Raw genomic sequence first — 23,673 nt, 5'->3', positions numbered from 1 at the left:
GAGAATTTATTTTTAGCCGGAGTTTCCAGGTCTTGAATTTTTGTTTCTTTTGTTTGAAGGCAAAAGAAAATTTAAAATATAGGAATCCATATCTTTGCGGTATGGATTCTCCTTTTCCGGTACGCAAAATTATTCATGTGGATATGGATGCATTTTATGCTTCCGTAGAGCAGCATGATGATCCTTCGTTAAAGGGAAAAGCGATTGCTGTAGGCGGGCAGCACCGTGGTGTGGTAGCCGCAGCCAGCTATGAAGCCCGGAAATTCGGGGTCCGTTCTGCGATGCCCAGTAAAACCGCAAAACAAAAATGCCCGGACCTGATTTTCGTATCTCCCCGCTTTCCTCGGTACAAAGAAATCTCCAGGCAGATCCGTGAAATATTTTATGAATACACAGATCTGGTGGAACCCCTGTCTTTAGATGAAGCATATCTTGATGTTACAGAAAATAAAAAAGGAATAGAATCTGCCAACCAGATCGCGAGGGAAATCCGCCAGAAAATTTTTGAGCAGACCGGTCTGACGGCTTCGGCAGGGATCTCCGTCAATAAGTTTTTAGCCAAAGTAGCCTCCGATATCAATAAACCCAACGGGCAGAAAACCATCCATCCCGATAAACTGGAAGGCTTCCTTGAAGAGCTGCCTGTTGAAAAATTTTACGGTGTGGGAAAAGTAACGGCCAATAAAATGTTCAGCCTAGGCATTTATAAAGGTAAGGACCTGAAGAAAAGATCGGTGGAAGACCTTACAAGGATATTCGGGAAATCGGGAGCGTATTATTACAATGTGGTCCGCGGCATCCATACGTCCGAAGTGAAACCTCACCGCATCCAGAAGAGCGTGGCCGTAGAACGTACCTTTCTGGAAGATCTTTTTGATGAACAGCAGATCAATGAAAAACTGCAGAGCTTAAGTGAGGAGCTTCATACGCGCCTGCAGAAAAACAACATCCAGGGAAGGTCGTTGACATTAAAAATCAAATACAAAGACTTTTCGCTTTTTACCCGGAGCATTACCCGGGAAACTTATTTTTCTTCTCCTGAGCACTATTTCAATACCGGAAAAAAACTCTGGGAACTCCGTCCTTTTGATAAGCCTGTCCGCCTGCTGGGCCTGTCCCTCTCCCATCTTAATACGGAAGAAAAAAAGCTGGTTTCCGTACAGTTAAAAATCCCGTTTACCGAATTTGAAGATTGATGGTCTGATTTTTTCTTTATACTGTGGAAACCAATTTTACAATTTATGAATGAAACGATGATTCAGTACTTCCACTGGTACATAGAAGAAGGTGGAATACTGTGGAAGCAGGCAGAAAAAGAAGCCGATTATTTAGAAGAGCTTGGAATTACATCCGTATGGTTTCCACCCGCTTACAAAGCGGCCGGAGGCAAACATTCTGTAGGATATGACACTTATGACCTTTTTGACCTCGGGGAATTTGACCAGAAAGATACTGTAGCCACAAAATACGGAACAAAGGAAGATTACCTCAACGCTATTAAAGCGCTTAAAGAACGTAATATCAAAATAATTGTAGATATTGTCCTCAACCATAAGGGCGGCGGCGATGAGCTGGAAACATTCAAAGTCGTAAAAGTAGATGAGGAAGACAGGGACAAAATTATCTCTGATGAATTTGATATCCAATCGTATACAAAGTTTAACTTTCCGGGAAGGAATAAAAAATATTCTGATTTTGAGTGGAATTTTACCTGTTTCAGCGGTGTAGACTATGCGGAAGGCATGGATTCACATATTTATAAAATCAAATCTGAATACGGCGATGGCTGGGAAGAAATGATTGATGACGAAAAAGGGAATTATGATTACCTGATGTTCAATGATATCGAACACAGGAATCCCCACGTCCGCGAAGAACTCAACCATTGGGCGAAATGGTATTTTGACCAGACGGATTTTGACGGGGTAAGGCTTGATGCGGTAAAACATATTTCTTATGAGTTTTACAAAGAGTGGCTGACCATGCTTCGCTCCAATACCGGTAAGAATATTTTTGCCGTAGGGGAATACTGGGCTCCGGGACGCCTGCCTCTGCTTCAGAAATACATTGCGTTTACCGAAGGGTGCATGAGCCTTTTTGACAGCTCTCTGCATCATAATTTCCATAATGCATCCGTTGAAGGAAACACCTATGATCTGAGAAGGATTTTTGATGAAACTCTGACAAAAGAAGATCCGCTGCACTCGGTAACACTGGTAGACAATCATGATACGCAGCCTCTTCAGGATCTTGAAGCCCCTGTAGAAACATGGTTCAAACCATTGGCCTATGCTATGATTTTATTGCGACAGGACGGTTACCCGTGCGTGTTTTATCCTGACCTGTACGGCGCCCATTATGTAGATAAAGACAGAGAAGGCAATGACCAGGAAATATTCCTGGATAAAGTGGATGGAATTGAAGAACTGCTGAAAGCCCGTAAATATCATGCATACGGTGAGCAGAGAGACTTTTTTGAAGACGCCAACTGCCTGGGATGGGTTCGTGAAGGAGACGAAGAACATTCCGGTTGTGCTGTGGTACTGAGTAACAAAGATGCGTATGAAAAACCTATGGAAATGGGTGAAAGATACATCGGAAAAGTATTCTATGATCTGTTGGGAAGAACTGAAAATAAAGTTACCATTGACGAAAACGGATGGGGAACCTTCCCTGTTCCGGCAGGAAATGTCAGCGTATGGATTGCTGAGTAAGCCCATTACAGAATAACACCTTATAGTTAGTTTGTCACTCCGAAATCAATAAACAGATTCGATTCCCGGCGTGACAAACTAATTTTTTAATAATTTAAACTAAACTTTTCGGAGCTCAAGAATTTCCGGCCTTTCAGACTGATCTGAAATCTTTCCGGTCCTTGCAAATTCGGCCCACAGTGCGCGGAGCTTTTTACCGTTTTCAAAAATATATTCCCACGGAACACCTTTTAAAAGTTCTGAGTCTTTCCATGCAGATTCATTGGCAAAGATCAGTGGCAGGTCTACACAGTGTGAAGCTCCGATATTATTATTCTTTACCTTTGAATGAATTTTAAAAAGATAAATATTCCCTCCCCCTTTTTCATAATTTTCCGAGAAAATCCGAGCCGGTTTTTCATAGATGGATTTTGTGGTGGAGCGTACAATGCTGTTGAGGATTTTCTTATTTAAATAGGTATAAATTCCCTGCTGCGCCGTTTTCACATAAAATGCGGTTTCGTCATGGTTGGAGCCCATTAAAACATCGTATTTCCGGGCATTTTCTCTCCATTTTTCCAGACTTTCTTCTTCCCTGCATAACGGAGGATAGCCGTACTGGGTACAGAACGGCATTGATGTTTTCAAGCCGTATTTCCTGAAAGAAGGTAAAAAGTCACCATAGTCTTCCACCATTTTCAGAGGATCTGGTTCATCTTTCAGACTCTGTGTTTTCAGGAAAAATTCGTGGGACATTTTCTGTCTTTTAATCCTGAATCCCAATGGCGCACTGTGAATAATCGCACGCTGGAACAGGTTGTCAATACCTTCGGAAATCATCAGATGGGCAATGGCATCACCTCCGGAAGACTGCCCGAAAAGTGTAATGTTCCCAGGATTTCCTGCAAAACTCCGGATATTTTTCCGGATCCACCGTAAAGCTTCCATGATATCAAACAGTCCGAGGTTGGCCGGCCTGGTTTCATCACCGCCCAGAAACCCGAACAGCCCCAGCCGGTAAGACACCGAGACTACGATAATGTTCTGTTCTTTCACCCAGACCGAAGGATCGGAAGTCGGAAGATCGCCGCATCCGATTTCATATGAGCCGCCGTGGATCCAGACGATGACAGGCAGTTCTTCATGTTCATTAACATGGTCAGGGCGGGTTATGGTCAGGAACTGTGTAGATTCATCGGGCACAAACTGCTCCACTTCAGTTTTCTGGATCAGCCTGTCCAGAAGCGGGCTGATATGCTGTGGGCACACAGGCGTCTTATCTGTAATTCCTCCTGACTCGACCGACTGTAAAGGAACGGGCTTCCCGAATCTTTCAGAACGTGCATAGCGGATGCTTTTAGCTCTGATGACACCGTTTTCTTTTAATGCCGGAATTTCTCCGAAAGATGTGTGAAAGATATGTGCTGTATTGTTTTGTATTGTGGCCATGCAGGGAAATCAAATTCATTTATCAATTAAATTTAATGTTTTTTGATTTTCAACACAATGAATACACGGATATTTTAACGGTAAAGTTTTAGTTTAACAATTTATATTCACTGGGAGACACGCCGGTCTTGCTTTTGAACAGCCTGGCAAAATGCTGCGGATATTTAAATCCCAGATCATAGGAAATCTCGCTGATTGATTTTGTATGGTTGAAAATACGGTCTTTCGCTACATCAATCAGTTTATTATGAATAAATTCCTGTGCCGAAATCCCAAGTTCCTTTTTTATTAAATCCCCGAAATAATTAGCTGAAAAATTGAGCTGTTCTGCAAAATAATTGACCATCGGGAGGCCTATACTCTTCGGCTTATCAGATTTCAGGTATTCATCCAGTAATTGATTGAATTTTCCGATATATCCCCGGTTCACATGGTCCCTTGTAATAAACTGACGGTCATAAAAACGCATACAGTAGTTCAGGAACAGCTCAATATTATTGATGATGAGGGATTTGCTGTGCTTGTCAATCGTCTGTTCCAGTTCGAATTTTATATTGTTAAAGCTGTCTAAAATAATTTCTCTTTCTCTTTCGGAAAGATGCAGCGCCTCATGCACTTCATAGGAAAAAAAACTGTATTCCCTGATTTTTTTACCGAAGTCCGTTCCTTTGATCAGATCCGGATGAAACAGCAGGGCAAATCCTGCAGGCTGGATATAAGTACCTTCATTGTTAATCCCATACACCTGATCAGGCGCAACAAAAACCAATGTCCCTTCCTGGTAATCATAGCTGTTTTTGCCGTAATACATATCACCGCACATGACATCTTTTAAAAAGACACAATAAAACCCGAAGACCCTGCTGAACTGGCAGATAGGATCTGATTTTGAAAAATCAACAATACTCACCAGCGGGTGGAGCGTTTCATGATTCACCATTTTATTGTATTCGGAAATACTGTTTATGATTTCAATATTGTTCTGTACCATCATCTATACTTTTGCTGCTGTTCAAAATTACCGTTTTCCGGCCGGAGATTTATAAATGTCGGTAAAATTGGTACATCTTTCCGTAATTTGTATAAGTATTGCTAATAGTAAACTATCGATTTTTGTAATCAAAGAAAATATCAACTAAATTAAATAAAAAAATGAGCGCATTTACAGTAAAAGCTTACGGAACAGAATCCAAAACAGCAGATTTGGAGGCAATGACCATTGAAAGAAGAGAAGTGACCCCTAAAGACATAGAGATTGAGATCCTATATTGCGGAGTCTGCCATTCGGATCTTCACACAGCGAGAAACGACTGGGGCGGATCTATGTATCCTGTGGTTCCGGGACATGAAATCGTAGGCCGGATTACCAATGTAGGAAGCAAAGTTTCCAAATTTAAAATCGGGGACCTGGCTGCGGTGGGCTGTATGGTAGATTCCTGCGGACAGTGTGACAGTTGCAAACAGGATCTGGAGCAGTACTGCCAGAACGGATTTACAGGAACCTACAACGGGAAGGATAAGCATCTTGGCGGACAGACATTCGGAGGCTATTCCCAGAAGGTAGTGGTTGATGAGCATTTTGTGCTGAGCGTTCCTGAAAACCTTGACCTTGCTGCCGTTGCGCCTCTTCTGTGTGCAGGGATTACCACCTGGTCTCCGTTAAGACACTGGAACGTTGGCCCGGATTCCAAAGTTGCCGTAGTAGGTTTAGGCGGCCTGGGGCACATGGCAATCAAACTCGCCAAAGGCTTAGGTGCTGAAGTGACTTTATTCTCCAGGACACCGGGAAAAACTGAAGATGCCAAAAAACTGGGAGCCGACCATGTGATAATCTCTACCGATGAATCCCAGATGAAATCGGTGACCGGTAAATTTGATGTTATTATTGATACGGTTCCTTATGAGCATGATATCAATCCTTACATGCAGACTGTTGCTTTAGACGGAACCTTGGTTCTGGTAGGATTTGTAGGCCAGTTCGAAGAAGTTAAGCCAAGTACTGTACCGATGATTTTCCAGCGCCGTTCTGTGGCAGGTTCCCTGATCGGAGGGATTGCTGAAACTCAGGAAATGCTTGATTTCTGCGGACAGCATAATATTGTTTCTGATATTGAGGTGATCAAAATGGATGAAATTAACCATGCCTATGAAAGAATGCTGAAAAGCGATGTGAAATACCGCTTCGTGGTTGACATGAAGTCTTTATAAAAAGTTGCTTGTAGAAAAATACTCTTCGTCCTGAAGAGTATTTTTTTATTTAATGGTACCGGAAATATCAGGATCATTGTATTACTGACGGTTCTGTCCCATATCATCATAGGCCCAGTCTGCCATTGCATCAATTACCGGGGAAAGCCTCATGCCTGCATCACTTAGTTTGTAGGTTACATACGGAGGCACAACAGGTTTTGCAGTCCTGACGATCAGCCCGTCATTTTCCAGCTGTTTTAAATGCTGAATGAGCATCTTTTCCGTCACTTTAGGAATGGCTCTTTTGAGTTCGCTGTATCTTTTCTCTCCTGTAGAAAGATTAAACAGGATAATCGGTTTCCAGAAACCGGAAATCCTTTCCATAACATACATTACAGGACACTGGTCCAATAACTGTTTCTTATTCTCCTGAATGGTCGAATTTTCTTTAATTGCCGTCATATGAATACATACTTTAGGGTAAGTACTTGTATAAAAGTAAGTACAAATATAACTTTGTTCCTGTAAATAAACAATAATTAGTATGAAAATCATCATTACAGGTTCTTTAGGGAACGTTGCCAAACCGCTGGCCCAGCAATTAATTTCGGAAGGCCATGACATTACTGTGATCAGCAGCAATAAAAATAAAAAAAATGAAATTGAATCGCTGGGAGCTAAAGCGGCAATCGGATCTATTACGGATTTACATTTCCTGACAGAAACTTTTGAAGGTGCCGATTCGGTTTTTCTGATGACCCCGCCGATTATAAGTGAAAAAAATATTATTGAAAATACAGTGAGCGCAGGAAATAACTATGCTGAAGCTGTCAGGAAAACAGCGGTGAAAAGAGTGGTTATGTTAAGCAGTGTCGGCGCTGAATCTCCTGTGGAAAACGGCCCGATAAAGGCAATTCACCACATTGAAAACCTATATAGCGAATTGGAGAATGTGTCGGTCACCTTTTTAAGAGCCGGGAATTTCTATATTAATTTCTTTAACGATATTCCCCTGATTAAAACTGCAGGAATTATCGGCGGAAACTATTCTCCGGAAGTTGAAGTCCCTCTGGTACACCCGGGAGATATTGCAAAAGCTGCCGCGGAAGAACTGGTAAAACCATCTTCTGAGCAAAAGATCCGTTATGTGGTTACTGATTACCGTAAAGCCGGAGATTTTGCCAAAGTATTAGGCTCAGCGATCGGAAAGCCTGATTTACCGTGGGTCGAATTTACAGACCCGCAGGCTTATGAAGGCATGGTACAGGCAGGCCTTCCTGAGGAAATGGCTAAGCTGTATGAGGAAATGGGAAGGGGAATCCGAACCGGTGTTATACAGCAAGCTTTTACACAAGCCGGTTCGCCGGTTTCTGAAGGGACAAAGCTGGAAGATTTTGCGGATGAGTTTAAGGAGAAATTCAGCTCTCTTTCATAAAATGAAGATTTGAGTTTCAGCCCTGACCGTATACCGTATGGTTACGGTAAAGTTTCGGCGCACTAAAGGTGCGCCGAAACTGTTTTAATCAAAGCTGATTTCAATTTATTTTTTCGCTTTCAGTGTTTTTTTCAACACTTTTAATTTTCCGTCAACGGGATGATTAATGGGTAATCCTAAAATTTTAGCGACTAAAGGATACACGTGGATATTGGAAAATTCATCAACAACCAGATTGTTCTTAAATTCAGGACCCCAGGCCATAAAAGTTGCTTTCATTTCAGGAACGAGCCTTGGATTATAACCGTGTTTCCCGACAGAGGTTTTCCTGCCCTTCTCTAAAAATATTTTTGGAGCCTTAGGTATCAATAAAATCTGCCCGATCCTGCTATACCGGTCATCTTTTGTACTGAAATGAAGGTATCCGGGCAGTTTTTTATCTAAATGTACTTCATAATCATCTGTTTTACCTGCTTTCAATTCTTTATAAACGCGCTTAACCTTATCAGGATTTTTAACATGCACCCTTAATAATGTCTGTGAATTATAAAAATCAAACCTGTTTTTATCAAACAGCAAAGCAGGAATTTCCAGCGGGCTCCCGCCGTCAACTTTTACCATGCCGTGATCTGAAACAAAAATGAAGTTTACATTTTCCAGTCCTAAAGCATTTACCTTCTGAACCAGATTCCCAATTGCTTCATCCACCAGATGAACGGCTTCTTCGGTTTCTTTTGTATCCGGGCCGAAATGGTGCCCGCTTCCGTCAACTTCAGGAAAATACAGTGAAATGAAATGCGGCCTTTTGTCTTCTGGCAGCTTCAGCCAACTGATCACTTTATCCACTTTTTCAGACGGTGTAAATTTTTCATGATAAGGATAATAATAAGCAGGTCTCGAACCTCCTGCATTGCTTGCAGAACCTACCCACATTAAAGATGCAGCAACCATCCCCTGTTTTTCAGCAAGTCCCCAAAGCGGAATTCCGCCGTACCAGCTGCCGTCTTCTGCATTTTCCCTGTTGCTCATGGCATACCCTTCCTTCCTCTTGTAATCATAAAAGAAATTATCAATCAATCCGTGGTGCGAGGGATAAAGCCCGGTGATCAGTGTCCAGTGGTTCGGGAATGTAATGCTCGGATAGCCTGGAAGCATGGCTTCTGCACGGACGCCTTCACCAGAGAACTTCAGAAGGTTTTCAGCATGGTATTTTTCGGCATAATCATAACGGAATCCGTCCGCAGAAATCATAATGACATACGGCTTTTTCTGTGCTTCGGTGCTGTTATATCTGTTGGGGACAACCACCTGAGCGGTGTCCATGTTTCCTTTCTGGGCTAAAGCTGTCAACGAAAAAATCAAGAGTAAGAATTGCAATCCCTGCTTCATTATTTAAAATTTTTGCAAAGGTACCGGCTGAATCCGGGAAGGAAAAATTTCACGGGTTAAAAAATCATTAAAAGTAGGCTTAAGAATATCATTAATAAAAAAGCCGCTTTTCAGCGGCTTCCATTTGTTTTTATGTCTTTTTTATTCCTTAATCAGCTGCTCAAAAGAAGCAGACCCGTCTTTCAACGTAATTTCCAGGTAATAGTTTCCGGATTTCAGGTCAGAGACATTGATCTCTTTTCCATCCATGCTTACTGTTTTTACTTTTCTTCCTGTAGATTCATAAATATCAACAGATTTTACTTTATCTGCGTTCTGGAAAGTAATGGTTTCTTTAGCAGGATTTGGGTAAACAACTATTCTGTTCTTCTGTGCAGCAACTTCACCGGTTGCCAGAACAGCCCCCAAAGTAAGCGTTGCATATCCCCTGTTTCCGGAATGATATCCTAATGCCTGGCTCCCCGGAGTTCTTGCATAGAAAATACTGATGTTTCCTGCTGCATTGGACAATGCGAAATCTCCGGCTCCTCCTGCAAGCGTCCGTGTGGCCACTACAGTTCTTGTGCTTCCTGAAACAGTATTTGATGTCTGTGTCCAGTTCTGGACTGCATCAGCGGTTGGATTACCAAATCCGTTAAATGTATAATCCCTGTTGGCAGAAGAGTTATAAATAAATCCGTCTGATCCTGAGGCCATGCCTACATTTCCGAAACCTATCCCCAGCATGGAATTACTGTCGCCGGTTAAGGTAATCGTTGCCGTAGTTGCGTTGGTATCCAATTTTACCGTCATGGTAGCGGAGGACAGGTTCACTGTTCCTGATGAAAACTGGGCTCCGACTAAAGAAGCCGCAGCCGTTGACAATGTAAGTAAAAGTTTTTTCATATTTTAATTTTTTAAGAGGTTGATAATTTCCGTATTTTTAGTCTGAAGCGCGTACTCAAAAGGCGTCATGCCCTGGGAATCTTTTATGGATTTATCGGCTTTATGCTTCAGCAATAATTCCGTCAGTTCTTTATTCCCGAATTTCACAGCCCAGAATAAAGGGGTTGTTCCTGTGGCATCAGCAATATTGGGGTCGGCATTCTTTCTTAACAGGTGTTCGGTCAGGGTTTTATTGTATTTTACAGAGAGCCCGGCCAGCGCAGTTCCTTCCTGGCTCTTGTAATTGACATCTTTTACATGATCCATTAAAAATTCAGCTACTTCCACATTGCCTTTGTAACATGCCAGGATAAGCGGTGAAAAGCCGTTTTCATTCGTCTGATTGATGATATCCGGATTCTGTTTCATCAGATCCTTCACTTCAGCCACAGTTCCGGTACGGGCAAGATCAAAAATAGATTTTGCCTTTTCCTGAGCCATTGTGAATGTGCACATCAAAAAAAGGGGTATTATTAAAATCAGCTTTTTCATTGTTTTACCAGGACGTAATTGTATTGTACATTCACGCTTTCAGCAACTTTTTTAGTCACCATTTTAGGGATTGTCACTTTATGGTCTGCAGCCTTTGCAACAAATCCTCCGGCCATATAAATCTTTCCGTCTTTTGCAGAGATCGTAGCTGTTGAAGTATATGCTTTTTCAACACCGTGGAAATTCAGGGTTCCCTGAACGGTATATTTCTGCGGGTTGGCGGAAAGCCTGGACTTATCAAAATTTACAATTTTACCTTTAAACGTAGTTTTCGGGTATTTCCCTGTTTCGGCATAGCTTTCATTGAAATGCTCTTCCATCAGCTTTGTTTTGAAATGAAAGTTTTTAACCACGGATACTGAAGCGAAGTCCCCGTTGTCTGTGTTAATCACAGCAACGTTGTTGTCATCCTGTGCAAAAACATCTTCAAATAAAGGCACAGAGGCCTCGAATGATACTTTTCCTGTTTTGGTCATATATTTCTGTGCAGAAATAAAATGGGTGAACAGCAACGGAACGGCGAGTAATATTAACTTTTTCATATTATTTTTAGTTTTCGGTAAGCCCATCGGCTTTCCATTTGGTGATGATGTTGATCTGTGCCGGAGACAGGCTTCCGCCTTGAGGCATTTTTGCAGGATCCCCGTTCGGCCTGTTGATCCTGTCTATGATATTGTCGATATTGCTTTTTACCTGATTATAATTCGTCAGTGCCTGAGGTCCCGGAGAATGGCACATCGTACAGTTGGCATCCATAATCGGCTTAACGTCTTTATTATAGGTTACCTGCTCCGTGATAGGGGTATTGTCTGAAATTTCTTCATAGGTCCTGCTTTCACAAGCGATTAATGCAACAGCTGATGAAATGATATACATACACTTTTTCATAATTAAAAAACTCTGTAAAGGTTAAACCCAAAGAAAATCTGTCCTTTCTCCCATTTTCCGGTAGCATTCGTCAGGTAGCCGATATCGGAATTGAGCTGGGAATTGGAAAACAAAAGTTGGAACACGTGCCCCCCGGTTTCTAAATCCATCCCTAAAGACAGAGGGTTTTTATAGAAACTGTGATTGTCGAAATTCACGAAATATTCTGCGTTGATGGAAATCCTTTTAGAGATTTTATACCGTCCGCCCAATCCTGTAAAAAACTGGTCTTTGTCTTCAACGGCAGGTTCGTAAAGGTTTTTGTGAACATATGACGGCGTAAACTGCAGGGAAAACTTATCGCTGAACCTTCTTGAAATCAGCGCCTGGGTAAGATAGGAAAGCCTGTCGCCGAACTGAAGATGCGGATAATTGTCTTTGCTGAGTTCCGTATTGACGGCCATGACATTGTAGCCGACTACATCTACCGGAAAATTTTCGTTTTGCTGTACCAGCCTGTATTTGGCACCGCCTTCAAAAGTTTTAAGATTGGTTTCCCGGGAAAGGCTTAGGGAAAACCAGTCTGTAGCACCGTAGATCACACCCAGTTTGGTAGAGGCATCATCTAACCCGAAGAAATCCTTGAATCCTCTGCTTACATCCCCGAAACGGTGCGCCACTACGATGTACCATTCTTTTTTTGCCGTAAGCTTCGTAGATTGTCCCGTTACGATCTGGAGTGCCTTGAATGCAGGCTGGGAAATTTCGGTGTTTTCGGTCTGAACCGTATCAATATCTTTCAACAGGTCGTCCTGCGCGAACGCCAGGCCTGAAGCAAATACTGACAGAAATAAGAGAATTTTTGTCATACACTTTACATTAGAATTGTATGGCAAACTTATACACTTATCGCCTCAGAATTGTGTGATAAAAGTCACCGACCGGCTTATTTTTACCAGTCAGGCCTTTAAAATCAAGCGGTACAGGATATTAATATTGCTTAATATTTTCATTTACAGGAATTTTAATCCCTTCTTTGGTCTGAACGATCTCTCCTTCATTTTCCATTTTTTTCAGAACCCGGCTCACTACTTCCCTTGAAGTTCCGAGATTGCCGGCAATTTCCCTGTGCGTAAGCTTAACCGGATGGTTTCCGGTAGCAGAAATCTGCTGTTTGATGTAGTTTAAAACCCTTTTGTCCAGTTTATGAAAAACGGCATCATTTACCATATTCATGATATCTGAGAACCTTCTGTCATATTCACTGTAAAATAACCTGTTGATTTCAGGAAACCGGATGAGCCATGCATGGACGATGGAAACAGGGATCAGGATCACTTCGGAATCTTCCTCGGCAACAGCGTATACACGGCTTATACAGTCTGTAAAAATGGATGAGAAAGTCATCATACAGCTGTCATTGGCTTTTATGTAATAGTAGACAAGCTCACGGCCGTCATTCAGAGTAAATACTCTGACAGAACCTTTTATCAGAAAAGGAATAAATTTATTTTTCTGTCCGTCCCTTACGATTTCAGTTTTCGCTTTGATTTCAGTAACCATCGCATGCTGATCAAACTCATTTAAAAAATCAGCTCCCAAAAAGCCGAATTTATTAAGAATAAATTGATTATTTACCATATTCTTTGTATTCTTTCCAACAACAAAGATATACAATTGAATAATTTATATGGTATATTTTTTATCTATTAAACTTATTCAGACCATAAGCCCGCAGCTATAATTAATTTTTCCATTTACGGTTTACCGTAAGCATTAGTTCCTGAAAGTGATTACTTTTGAGTTTAAATGCAACTCATGTGTAGTAAAAAATTTCTTCAGGAGTTGAAGAGATAAATATGGGTCAGGATTGAACATACAGGAAAAATATTAATTAATAATCATTATAAATTTAACATGGAAAATAATATTGAAAGTGAGAATACCAACAAGATGCTACAAGTACTTGACTGGGCTTATGACAAATCTTTAGACGGAATACCCTGATTTTCAGATCCTCTTATAAAATTTGCAGAGACCTATACAAAAGGAAACGGTACACCGGAGGAAAAAATAAATTCATTAATCAGATGGCAAATCAGCAAAACATCAACATCGGGGTTTTTAACCGGATTAGGAGGACTTATCACTTTGCCTATCTCAATTCCTGCAGATATTTCTACAGGTATTTATATTCATATGAGAATGATTGCAGCCATTGCTCATATCGGTGGTTATGATATTAATGATGACAGAGTGAAATCATTGGTCTATCTCTGCCTCGTTGGCGAGCCTGTTAAAGATATTTTAAAGGATGGTGGAATAGCCATTGGCAGTAAACTGGCTTTCAGTTACTTAAAATCAATACCCGGAAAAACACTGACTAAGATCAACAGAATGGTAGGCTTCAGGCTGGCAACAAAGTTCGGGCAGAAAGGCATTTTGAACCTGGTAAAATTTGTACCGTTAGCCGGAGGAATAGTCGGGGCTACAGTAAATGCCATAGGGACTAACCTTATCGGTAATGTTGCTAAAAAAGTATTTATTTCAACAGATAATGATCAGAAAAACGGAGCCGATTTAAATGAATTCGAAGATGCTGAATTTTCTGAAGTTGTTAATCTGGATTTATTGAAGTTTTATTCTTACATCAATATTATAAAAGTAGACGGCATTGTGAAAGAAGAAGAAATTGAAATGTTTGAAAGTGAAATTAACCATTCTTTTCTGCCTGATAAAATAAAGCTTGACCTGATCTCTAAAGTGTATGAAAAGGAAAAAACTGAGGTAGACTATTCGCATTTTCAAGATAAGACGGAGGATTCACTGGAACTGCTCAGGAACTTACTGAAATTTGCTAAAATTGATAACGAGTTTCATATCCTTGAAAAAATGTTTATAAAAAACGTTGGCAAGCAGATTGGTTTTTCGACAGAAGATCTTGAAGAGCTGATTAATTCTAAAGAAACTAATGAAGAAAAAGTATAGTACCATATTATACTCTTTATTAATATCAACAAAAAAATGCCTCAGTTTTCACTGAGGCATTCTTATTTATGTAAGAAAAATCTTAAGCATTTACATTGTTCCCTCCTAAAACGAAAGGCTCAACTTCCTTGATTTCTCCGAACTGCTGCTCGTAGTTAGCAATGTTCTGTTGAAGAGCAGTAAGTACTCTTTTAGCATGAAGCGGAGCAAGAATTACTCTTGAACGCACGTTAGCCTGCTGTACACCCGGCATTAACTGGATGAAATCTACTACAAACTCAGACGGAGAGTGGTTTACTAACGCAAGGTTACAGTAAACTCCTGATGCTACCATCTCGTTCAGTTGGATGTTGATGTTGTTTGGATCGTTGTTTTGATTCTGGTTGTCCATTGTATAAATTATATTTTTTTGAAAATGAAATTTGAGATTGTGAAAATATAAAAATAAATTCAAACCCCAAATTTCAAATTATTAATTTTAGTTAAGATCTTCGAATTCTTTTTTAGAACCTACGATCACATTCTGATATTCTTTAAGACCTGTACCTGCAGGAATTCTGTGTCCTACAATTACGTTTTCTTTAAGACCATTCAGTTCATCAACCTTACCTGCCACGGCAGCTTCGTTAAGAACCTTGGTAGTTTCCTGGAACGATGCTGCAGACATGAATGATTTCGTCTGAAGAGCGGCTCTTGTAATCCCCTGAAGAACAGGTGTTGCAGTAGCCGGAAGCGCTTCTCTTACTTCCACCAAAGCCTGATCTTCACGCTTCAGCTTAGAGTTTTCGTCTCTTAATTCTCTTGCCGTAATCATCTGTCCCGGTTTGAAGACTTTAGAATCTCCGGCTTCCATTACCACTTTAAGTCCGAACACCCTGTTGTTTTCCTCCAGGAAGTCATATTTATGTTCAAGGGCTCCTTCAAGGAACTGAGTATCACCTCCGTCAACGATAGATACTTTGGTCATCATCTGTCTTACGATGATTTCGAAGTGCTTATCATCAATTTTTACCCCCTGAAGACGGTAAACTTCCTGAATTTCATTTACCAGATATTCCTGAACCGCAGTTGGACCTTTGATTCTTAAGATATCATCCGGCGTGATGGATCCGTCTGAAAGCGGTGAACCGGCTCTTACGAAGTCATTCTCCTGAACCAGGATCTGGTTGGATAATTTAACCAGGTAAATTTTTCTTTCTCCGGTTTTAGCTTCCACGATCAATTCACGGTTACCTCTCTTGATTTTTCCGTAAGAAACCACCCCGTCGATTTCTGTAACCACTGCAGGGTTTGAAGGGTTTCTTGCTTCGAACAATTCGGTAACTCTCGGAAGACCTCCGGTGATATCCCCTGCTTTTGCAGATTTTCTCGGGATTTTGATCAAGACTTTACCAGCCTTAATTTTCTCACCATCGTTTACCATTAAGTGGGCTCCTACCGGTAAGTTGTATGCTTTCTGCTCAACTCCTTTAGAATCTACCACTTTTAAAGTAGGTACGGCTTTCTTGTTTCTGGATTCAGAGATTACTTTCTCTTCAAATCCGGTCTGTTCGTCAATCTCCAGCTGGAATGAAATACCCTGGATGATGTCTTCATATTCTACCTTACCGGCAGTTTCTGCAATGATAACCGCGTTATACGGATCCCATCTACAGATTACATCTCCTTTGCTTACTTTATCACCCGGTTTTACAGCCAGGATGGATCCGTAAGGTACGTTGGCAATCATCAACGGTGTTCTGGATTCGTTATCCGCCACCAATCTGAATTCCGTAGAACGGGAAACCACTACTTCAGCCGTATTTCCACTTTCGTCTTCAGAAGTAATGGTTCTTACTTCGTCCATTTCAACAATACCGTCTCTTCTTGCAACGATGGATGGGTTTTCTGATACGTTACCTGCAGTACCCCCCTGGTGGAAGGTTCTCAACGTAAGCTGAGTTCCCGGTTCCCCGATGGACTGTGCTGCAATAACCCCTACGGCTTCACCCATGTGGATTACTTTACCGGTGGCTAAGTTTCTACCGTAGCATTTTGCACAGATTCCTTTCTTAGCTTCACAGGTCAACGGTGAACGAACTTCAACCGATTCCAGTGCCGCTTCTTCAATTCTCTTGGCTAATACTTCGTTAATTACCTGATCGGCTTCAGTGATTAATTCATCACTTTCAGGATCATAGATATTATGAAGAGAAACCCTACCCAAGATTCTTTCGGAGATTCTTTCAACAATCTCGTCATTTTTCTTAAGGGCCGTTACTTCTGTACCTCTTAATGTTCCGCAGTCTGCTTCTGTAACGATAACATCCTGTGCAACGTCTACCAGTCTTCTCGTTAAGTAACCGGCATCGGCCGTCTTAAGAGCGGTATCCGCAAGACCTTTACGGGCACCGTGGGTAGAGATAAAGTATTCTAAGATGGAAAGACCTTCTTTAAAGTTTGCAAGAATCGGGTTTTCAATGATCTCCGCACCGGTAGACCCGGCTTTCTGCGGTTTTGCCATCAAACCTCTCATCCCTGATAACTGACGGATCTGTTCCTTAGAACCCCTTGCTCCGGAATCAAGCATCATGTATACAGAATTGAATCCACCCTGGTCAACTTTCATTCTGCTCATGATCATTTCAGTTAATCCTGCGTTGGTGTTTGTCCAAACGTCGATTACCTGGTTATAACGCTCGGTATCGGTAATAAGACCCATGTTATAGTTGGCTCTGATCTCGTCAACCGTTTCGATAGATGTTGCGATCATTTTCTTTTTCTCAACAGGAACCACAATGTCTCCTAATGAGAAGGAAAGACCTCCTTTGAATGCGTTTGAATACCCTAAATCTTTCATGGCATCCAGGAACTTCACTGTTGTAGGGAAGTCTGTATCATCCAGTACTCTACCGATAATGTTTCTTAATGATTTCTTCGTTAGAAGCTCATTGATATATCCTGACTGTTTAGGAACAATCTGGTTAAACAGGATTCTTCCTACAGAAGTTTCGATCAGTCTGGTAACAATTTCTCCTTCTTCTTTTACCGGAAGCCTGCATCTTACTTTAGCATTTAAAGAAACTCTGCCTTCAGCATAAGCGATTTCCGCCTCTTCAGGAGAATAGAATACAAGACCTTCGCCTTTTACTTTCATATCTTCCGTAGAGCTCAATTCTTTGGTCATGAAATAAAGACCAAGAACCATGTCCTGAGAAGGTACGGTAATAGGAGAACCGTTTGCCGGGTTCAGGATGTTCTGAGAACCCAACATCAGTAACTGCGCTTCAAGGATTGCTTCAGGGCCTAACGGTAAATGTACCGCCATCTGGTCACCATCAAAATCGGCATTGAAGGCCGTTGTTACCAACGGGTGAAGCTGGATTGCCTTACCTTCGATCATTTTAGGCTGGAATGCCTGGATCCCCAATCTGTGAAGCGTAGGTGCTCTGTTCAGAAGAACAGGGTGGCCTTTCATCACGTTTTCAAGGATATCATATACTACAGGTTCTTTCCTGTCGATAATTCTCTTTGCAGATTTTACTGTTTTTACAATTCCTCTTTCAATCAGTTTTCTGATGATAAACGGTTTGTAAAGCTCAGCAGCCATATCTTTAGGGATACCGCATTCGTGAAGCTGTAAGTTTGGTCCTACAACAATTACCGAACGCGCCGAGTAATCTACCCTTTTCCCCAGTAAGTTCTGACGGAAACGACCCTGCTTACCTTTCAATGAATCTGAAAGTGATTTCAACGGTCTGTTGGATTCAGATTTTACAGCAGAAGATTTTCTTGTATTATCGAATAATGAATCTACTGATTCCTGAAGCATACGCTTCTCGTTTCTTAAGATTACTTCAGGAGCTTTGATCTCCAAGAGTCTCTTCAAACGGTTATTTCTGATAATTACCCTTCTGTAAAGGTCATTTAAATCGGAAGTTGCGAAACGTCCTCCATCCAACGGAACCAATGGTCTCAATTCCGGCGGTATAACAGGAAGCACACGCATAATCATCCACTCCGGCTTATTGATCATTCTTGTATTGGCACCTCTCAATGCTTCTACAACGTTCAGTCTTTTTAAAGCCTCGGTTCTTCTCTGTTTTGAACCTTCGTTGTGTGCTTTGTGTCTTAAATCGAAAGACAGGGCATCAAGGTCAATTCTCTTCAATAATTCCTCTACCGCTTCAGCACCCATTTTGGCGATGAATTTATTCGGATCGGAATCATCCAGATACTGGTTCTCAACCGGAAGTGTCTCCATGATATCAAGGTATTCCTCTTCTGTCAGGAATTCCATGTTATCGAAGTCGGAACCGTCTAATTTCTTAGCAATCCCCTGCTGAATCACCACATATCTTTCGTAATAGATGATCATATCCAATTTCTTGGAAGGGATCCCTAAAAGATATCCGATTTTATTCGGCAGTGAACGGAAATACCAGATGTGTGCGATAGGAACAACCAGGTTAATGTGCCCGATTCTTTCTCTTCGTACTTTCTTCTCGGTAACTTCCACTCCACAACGGTCACAAACGATCCCTTTATAACGGATTCTCTTGTATTTACCACAAGCACATTCGTAATCTTTGATAGGACCGAAGATCTTTTCACAGAACAGACCGTCCCTTTCAGGCTTGTGCGTTCTGTAGTTAATGGTTTCCGGCTTTAAAACCTCTCCTCTTGAGTCCTGTAAAATGGACTCCGGAGAAGCTAAACCGATGGTTATTTTATTAAATCTACTTGATTTATTTTTATTTGACATTTTTTAGATTTTAGATTTTGGATTATAAATTCCGGATTATAGAATTCTGAACCGATTCAAAATTCAACATTCAAAATTTAAAATTATTCCTCAAGTCTTACATCAAGTCCAAGTCCTTGTAACTCGTGAAGTAATACGTTGAAAGATTCAGGAATACCAGGTTCCGGCATCGATTCACCTTTCGCAATGGCTTCATAAGTTTTCGCTCTACCAATTACGTCATCAGATTTTACAGTCAGGATTTCTCTCAGGATATTGGATGCTCCAAATGCTTCAAGAGCCCAAACCTCCATCTCTCCGAATCTCTGTCCACCGAACTGAGCTTTACCTCCTAACGGCTGCTGGGTAATCAATGAGTAAGGTCCGATAGAACGTGCGTGCATTTTATCATCAACCATGTGTCCTAATTTCAGCATGTAGATAATACCTACGGTTGCTGCCTGTGTAAATCTTTCTCCTGTACCTCCGTCATAAAGATACGTGTGACCGAATTTAGGAAGACCTGCTTTCTCTGTATACTCCGTAATCTGATCAAGCGTAGCCCCATCAAAGATCGGCGTAGCGAACTTCATTCCTAATTTCTGACCGGCCCATCCAAGAACGGTTTCATAGATCTGTCCGATGTTCATACGGGAAGGTACCCCAAGCGGGTTCAATACGATGTCTACCGGTGTCCCGTCTTCAAGGAACGGCATATCTTCTTCACGAACGATTCTTGATACGATCCCTTTGTTACCGTGACGTCCTGCCATCTTATCCCCTACATTCAGCTTACGTTTTTTAGCGATGTATACTTTAGCCAGCTTCATAATACCTGCAGGCAGTTCATCCCCGATAGAAATTGCGAATTTCTCACGGTTTTTAACCCCCTGGATATCATTGAATTTGATTTTATAGTTGTGAATCAACTGCTTGATCAATTCATTCTTATCATTATCAACCGTCCAGTCTGCACCGCTTACGTTAACGTAATCTTCAACGGATGTTAATAATTTATGCGTGAATTTAATTCCTTTACCGATAATTTCTTCATCAAGGTCATTTTTCACCCCCTGAGAAGTTTTACCGCTAACCAGCGTATTCAGTTTCTCGATTAAAGTATTTCTCAGTTCGTCAAACTTAGCTTTGTAGGTATTTTCAATCTCTTCAAGCTTAAGTTTTTCTTCGCTTCTTTTCTTTTTATCCTTAATATTTCTTGAGAATAATTTTTTATTGATCACCACCCCTCTTAATGAAGAGTCAGCTTTCAATGAAGCATCTTTTACATCACCTGCCTTGTCTCCGAAGATTGCTCTCAAAAGCTTTTCTTCCGGAGTCGGGTCAGATTCTCCTTTCGGTGTAATCTTACCGATCATGATATCACCAGGCTTCACTTCAGCACCGATTCTGATCATTCCGTTTTCGTCAAGATCTTTGGTAGCTTCTTCAGAAACGTTAGGGATATCTGCTGTCAGTTCTTCCATACCTAATTTGGTATCACGAACTTCAAGAGAATATTCATCTACGTGGATCGAAGTAAACCAGTCTTCACGAACAACTTTTTCGTTAATTACGATTGCATCCTCAAAGTTGTACCCTTTCCAAGGCATAAAGGCCACCACCAGGTTTCTACCTAAAGCCAGTTCTCCTTTTTCAGTAGCATAACCGTCACAAAGCACCTGTCCTTTTTCCACTGTATCCCCTACTCTTACGTTTGGTCTCAGGGTAATGGTTGTACTCTGGTTGGTTTTTCTGAACTTGGTCAGTTTATATGTTTTTGTAGCAGACTCAAACTGTACTAAATCCTCGTCTTCGCTTCTTTCATATTTAATAATGATCTTATCTGCATCTACGTATTCTACCGTACCGGTACCTTCAGCATTGATCAAAATTCTTGAATCTCTTGCCACCTGCTGCTCAAGCCCTGTACCTACAATCGGAGCCTGCGGCTTCAATAGAGGAACTGCCTGACGCATCATGTTGGATCCCATCAATGCACGGTTCGCATCATCATGTTCCAGGAATGGAATCAGTGAAGCTGAAATACCGGAAATCTGGTTAGGTGCCACGTCGATAAGGTTGACCTGAGAAGGCTCCACTACCGGGTAATCACCATCCAGTCTTGCAATAATCCTGTCTGTTAAGAATTCACCGTTATCGTTCAGCTCAACGTTTGCCTGGGCAATTACTTTGTCTTCTTCGTCTTCCGCATTTAAGTAGATCGGGTCAGCATTAAGATCAATCTTGCTGTCAGCTACTTTTCTGTATGGTGTTTCGATAAAACCAAGTCTGTTGATTTTAGCATAAATACCCAAAGATGAAATCAAACCGATGTTTGGTCCTTCCGGAGTTTCAATCGGGCAGATTCTTCCGTAGTGGGTATGGTGAACGTCACGAACCTCGAAACCTGCTCTTTCTCTTGATAAACCACCAGGTCCCAGGGCAGAAAGTCTACGCTTGTGCGTGATTTCTGACAGCGGGTTGGTCTGGTCCATGAACTGAGAAAGCTGGTTGGTACCGAAGAACGAGTTAATTACGGATGTTAACGTCTTTGCATTCACAAGGTCAAGCGGAGTAAAGATTTCGTTATCTCTAACGTTCATTCTCTCCTTGATGGTTCTTGCAATTCTTGATAGACCTACACCGAACTGTCCTGCCAACTGCTCACCAACCGTTTTAATTCTTCTGTTGGATAAGTGGTCAATATCATCAACCTCCGCTTTGGAATTAACAAGCTCGATTAAGTGTCTTACGATCGCGATGATATCTTCTTTCGTAAGAACCTCAGTGGTAGTAGGGATGTTAAGGCCTAACTTTTTGTTCAGTCTGTAACGTCCAACTTCCCCTAATGAATACCTCTGCTCAGAGAAGAATAATTTTTCAATAATTCCTCTTGCTGTTTCCTCATCGGGCGGATCTGCATTTCTTAACTGACGGTAAATATATTCTACCGCTTCTTTTTCAGAGTTGGTAGGGTCTTTCTGTAACGTATTCTGGATAATAGAGAATTCGTTGCTGTTTTCTTTGTGAATCAGGATTGATTTCACACCAGCGTCCAGGATAAGATCCAGGTGTTCTTTTTCAAGAATCGTTTCTCTGTCCAGGATAATTTCGTTTCTTTCGATAGAAACCACTTCACCTGTATCTTCATCTACGAAATCTTCGAACCATGTGTTCAAAACTCTCGCAGCCAATGTTCTTCCTTCTACTTTTTTAAGGGCAGCTTTAGAAACTTTCACTTCTTCAGCAAGGTCAAAGATCTGAAGGATATCCTTGTCAGACTCATAACCGATTGCTCTTAACAATGTAGTTAGCGGTAATTTTTTCTTACGGTCGATATACGCGTACATTACGCTGTTGATATCGGTTGTAAATTCCATCCAAGACCCTTTGAAAGGGATGATTCTTGAATAATAAAGTTTGGTTCCGTTTGCGTGGTAAGTCTGTCCGAAGAATACACCGGGTGAACGGTGAAGCTGCGTAACAATAACTCTCTCAGCACCGTTGATGATGAAAGATCCACTAGGCGTCATATAAGGAACCGGGCCTAAGTATACATCCTGAACCACGGTCTGGAAATCCTCGTGCTCAGGGTCTGTACAATACAATTTAAGTCTTGCTTTAAGAGGAACGGAATACGTAAGTCCTCTTTCCACACACTCGTCAATTGAATAACGTGGAGAATCTACCAGATAATCCAGGAATTCCAATACGAATTGGTTTCTGGAGTCTGTAATCGGGAAATTTTCCTGAAAAGTCTTGTAAAGACCTTCATCCGTTCTGTCTTCAGGAAGCGTATCCAGCTGAAAAAACTCTCTGAAAGACTCGATCTGGATATCCAGGAAGTCAGGAGTGATGATTTTTCCTTTTGCTGAAGAGAAATTAATTCTCGGCGTTCCCTTAGTTGTTGCTGTTGTTTTACTCATAAAACTTTTAAAGAAAGGGTTAAAAAATATTTTGATTTACAAAAAATATCAGAAAAAGGCAAAAAGCAAGTTAAAAATCAAAAGGTTAAAGTGTTTTTGGCGCTCACAAAGGACCTTTATTTCTTTAAACTTTATAGTTGGCTCTTTCTAACTGCAACGCTGGTATATCTTTTCACAGCGTAATGCAAAATATTTTTATTACTTTTGGGCAAGGCCTGCCATATTATCCATAAACACGAAATCCCTTTCACTTGTATGAAAGAGCTGGGATTCAATATTTTATAGATGTATGTACAATTATTCGCGCCAAAAGAGAGGCAAAGATACAACAATTTATCTGAAATAACAAATAAACTGTTTCATAATGAATCAGTTAAGACTTAAATAAATACAAACGGTCTGTATCCTTAGCCCCGATAGAAGCGGATACCCCGCAGCAGCAGGGCTTCAGGAGGGGGCGAGGAGTAAAAGCGGATAGCGGGATAAAGCTCCAAATAAATATGCCGGATTATATTTCCCTAAGGTAATTACGAAATTTTCAACAACAAAAAGCCCGGACATAATGCCCGGGCTTATATTTTAAGGTAAAAAACCAGA

General features: G+C 41.2%; 18 protein-coding genes. 5 read left to right on the top strand and 13 right to left on the bottom strand.

What is annotated here, in order from left to right:
• Positions 1-101 precede the first annotated feature (101 nt).
• Entirely contained in the window at positions 102-1,196 is a 1,095-nt protein-coding gene (gene dinB, locus ASE55_RS13940) for a DNA polymerase IV (protein ID WP_056220754.1), read from the top strand.
• Positions 1,197-1,241: 45 nt separating this feature from the next.
• On the top strand, positions 1,242-2,714 hold the full coding sequence (locus ASE55_RS13935) for an alpha-amylase (protein WP_056220751.1): 1,473 nt from the start codon (positions 1,242-1,244) through the stop codon (positions 2,712-2,714).
• A 99-nt stretch (positions 2,715-2,813) separates the two neighbouring features.
• Here the strand turns inward: ASE55_RS13935 and ASE55_RS13930 are convergent, their stop codons facing one another.
• Both ASE55_RS13930 and ASE55_RS13925 read right to left on the bottom strand, forming a co-directional pair.
• The gene (locus tag ASE55_RS13930; protein WP_056220748.1) at positions 2,814-4,142 is read right to left on the bottom strand and encodes a carboxylesterase family protein; all 1,329 of its coding nucleotides are present in this window, start codon (positions 4,140-4,142) and stop codon (positions 2,814-2,816) included.
• A gap of 88 nt (positions 4,143-4,230) precedes the next feature.
• Positions 4,231-5,136, bottom strand: coding sequence for a helix-turn-helix domain-containing protein (locus tag ASE55_RS13925; protein ID WP_410493034.1), 906 nt, complete (start codon positions 5,134-5,136; stop codon positions 4,231-4,233).
• Positions 5,137-5,294: 158 nt separating this feature from the next.
• Here ASE55_RS13925 and ASE55_RS13920 point away from each other — a divergent pair, with 158 nt between their 5' ends.
• The gene (locus ASE55_RS13920; RefSeq protein ID WP_082474558.1) at positions 5,295-6,350 is read left to right on the top strand and encodes an NAD(P)-dependent alcohol dehydrogenase; all 1,056 of its coding nucleotides are present in this window, start codon (positions 5,295-5,297) and stop codon (positions 6,348-6,350) included.
• An 81-nt stretch (positions 6,351-6,431) separates the two neighbouring features.
• On the opposite strand, the gene ASE55_RS13915 is transcribed toward ASE55_RS13920, so the two are convergent.
• Positions 6,432-6,794, bottom strand: a complete 363-nt coding sequence (locus ASE55_RS13915; protein WP_056220746.1) for a winged helix-turn-helix transcriptional regulator — start codon at positions 6,792-6,794, stop codon at positions 6,432-6,434.
• A gap of 82 nt (positions 6,795-6,876) precedes the next feature.
• On the opposite strand from ASE55_RS13915, the gene ASE55_RS13910 reads away from it, so the two are divergent.
• Positions 6,877-7,767: an NAD(P)H-binding protein gene (locus ASE55_RS13910; RefSeq protein WP_056220743.1), complete on the top strand. Its 891-nt coding sequence runs from the start codon at positions 6,877-6,879 to the stop codon at positions 7,765-7,767.
• 105 nt (positions 7,768-7,872) lie between these two features.
• On the opposite strand, the gene ASE55_RS13905 is transcribed toward ASE55_RS13910, so the two are convergent.
• From ASE55_RS13905 to ASE55_RS13875, 7 genes are all read right to left on the bottom strand, one after another.
• Positions 7,873-9,156, bottom strand: a complete 1,284-nt coding sequence (locus ASE55_RS13905) for an ectonucleotide pyrophosphatase/phosphodiesterase (RefSeq protein WP_056220740.1) — start codon at positions 9,154-9,156, stop codon at positions 7,873-7,875.
• 141 nt (positions 9,157-9,297) lie between these two features.
• Positions 9,298-10,041 carry a T9SS type A sorting domain-containing protein gene (locus ASE55_RS13900; RefSeq protein WP_056220737.1) on the bottom strand — a complete coding sequence of 248 codons (744 nt, stop codon included), beginning with the start codon at positions 10,039-10,041 and terminating at the stop codon, positions 9,298-9,300.
• Between the two features lie 3 nt (positions 10,042-10,044).
• Complete coding sequence (locus ASE55_RS13895) at positions 10,045-10,536, bottom strand: ankyrin repeat domain-containing protein (protein ID WP_238585056.1); 492 nt, start codon at positions 10,534-10,536, stop codon at positions 10,045-10,047.
• A gap of 32 nt (positions 10,537-10,568) precedes the next feature.
• On the bottom strand, positions 10,569-11,114 hold the full coding sequence (locus ASE55_RS13890) for a YceI family protein (RefSeq protein WP_056220830.1): 546 nt from the start codon (positions 11,112-11,114) through the stop codon (positions 10,569-10,571).
• A gap of 7 nt (positions 11,115-11,121) precedes the next feature.
• Positions 11,122-11,460 (bottom strand): c-type cytochrome, encoded by a 339-nt coding sequence (locus tag ASE55_RS13885; RefSeq protein WP_238585055.1) that lies wholly within the window; start codon positions 11,458-11,460, stop codon positions 11,122-11,124.
• Between the two features lie 2 nt (positions 11,461-11,462).
• Positions 11,463-12,308 carry a DUF5777 family beta-barrel protein gene (locus tag ASE55_RS13880; protein WP_056220730.1) on the bottom strand — a complete coding sequence of 282 codons (846 nt, stop codon included), beginning with the start codon at positions 12,306-12,308 and terminating at the stop codon, positions 11,463-11,465.
• Positions 12,309-12,429: 121 nt separating this feature from the next.
• A complete protein-coding gene (locus ASE55_RS13875) occupies positions 12,430-13,080 on the bottom strand; it encodes a Crp/Fnr family transcriptional regulator (protein WP_056220726.1) in 651 nt (216 codons plus the stop codon).
• A gap of 381 nt (positions 13,081-13,461) precedes the next feature.
• Here ASE55_RS13875 and ASE55_RS20545 point away from each other — a divergent pair, with 381 nt between their 5' ends.
• Positions 13,462-14,427, top strand: a complete 966-nt coding sequence (locus ASE55_RS20545; RefSeq protein ID WP_317041559.1) for an EcsC family protein — start codon at positions 13,462-13,464, stop codon at positions 14,425-14,427.
• Between the two features lie 82 nt (positions 14,428-14,509).
• Here the strand turns inward: ASE55_RS20545 and ASE55_RS13865 are convergent, their stop codons facing one another.
• The 3 genes from ASE55_RS13865 to rpoB all read right to left on the bottom strand — a co-directional run bounded on the left by ASE55_RS13865 (position 14,510) and on the right by rpoB (position 23,076).
• Positions 14,510-14,818 (bottom strand): DUF3467 domain-containing protein, encoded by a 309-nt coding sequence (locus tag ASE55_RS13865; RefSeq protein WP_056220723.1) that lies wholly within the window; start codon positions 14,816-14,818, stop codon positions 14,510-14,512.
• Between the two features lie 87 nt (positions 14,819-14,905).
• Positions 14,906-19,171, bottom strand: a complete 4,266-nt coding sequence (gene rpoC, locus ASE55_RS13860; protein WP_056220721.1) for a DNA-directed RNA polymerase subunit beta' — start codon at positions 19,169-19,171, stop codon at positions 14,906-14,908.
• 83 nt (positions 19,172-19,254) lie between these two features.
• A complete protein-coding gene (gene rpoB, locus ASE55_RS13855) occupies positions 19,255-23,076 on the bottom strand; it encodes a DNA-directed RNA polymerase subunit beta (RefSeq protein ID WP_056220719.1) in 3,822 nt (1,273 codons plus the stop codon).
• Between the last annotated feature and the right edge of the window lie 597 nt (positions 23,077-23,673).

The organism is Chryseobacterium sp. Leaf201 (genome assembly GCF_001421435.1).
Lineage (GTDB): Bacteria > Bacteroidota > Bacteroidia > Flavobacteriales > Weeksellaceae > Chryseobacterium.
This window is presented reverse-complemented; position numbering and strand designations above follow the sequence as displayed.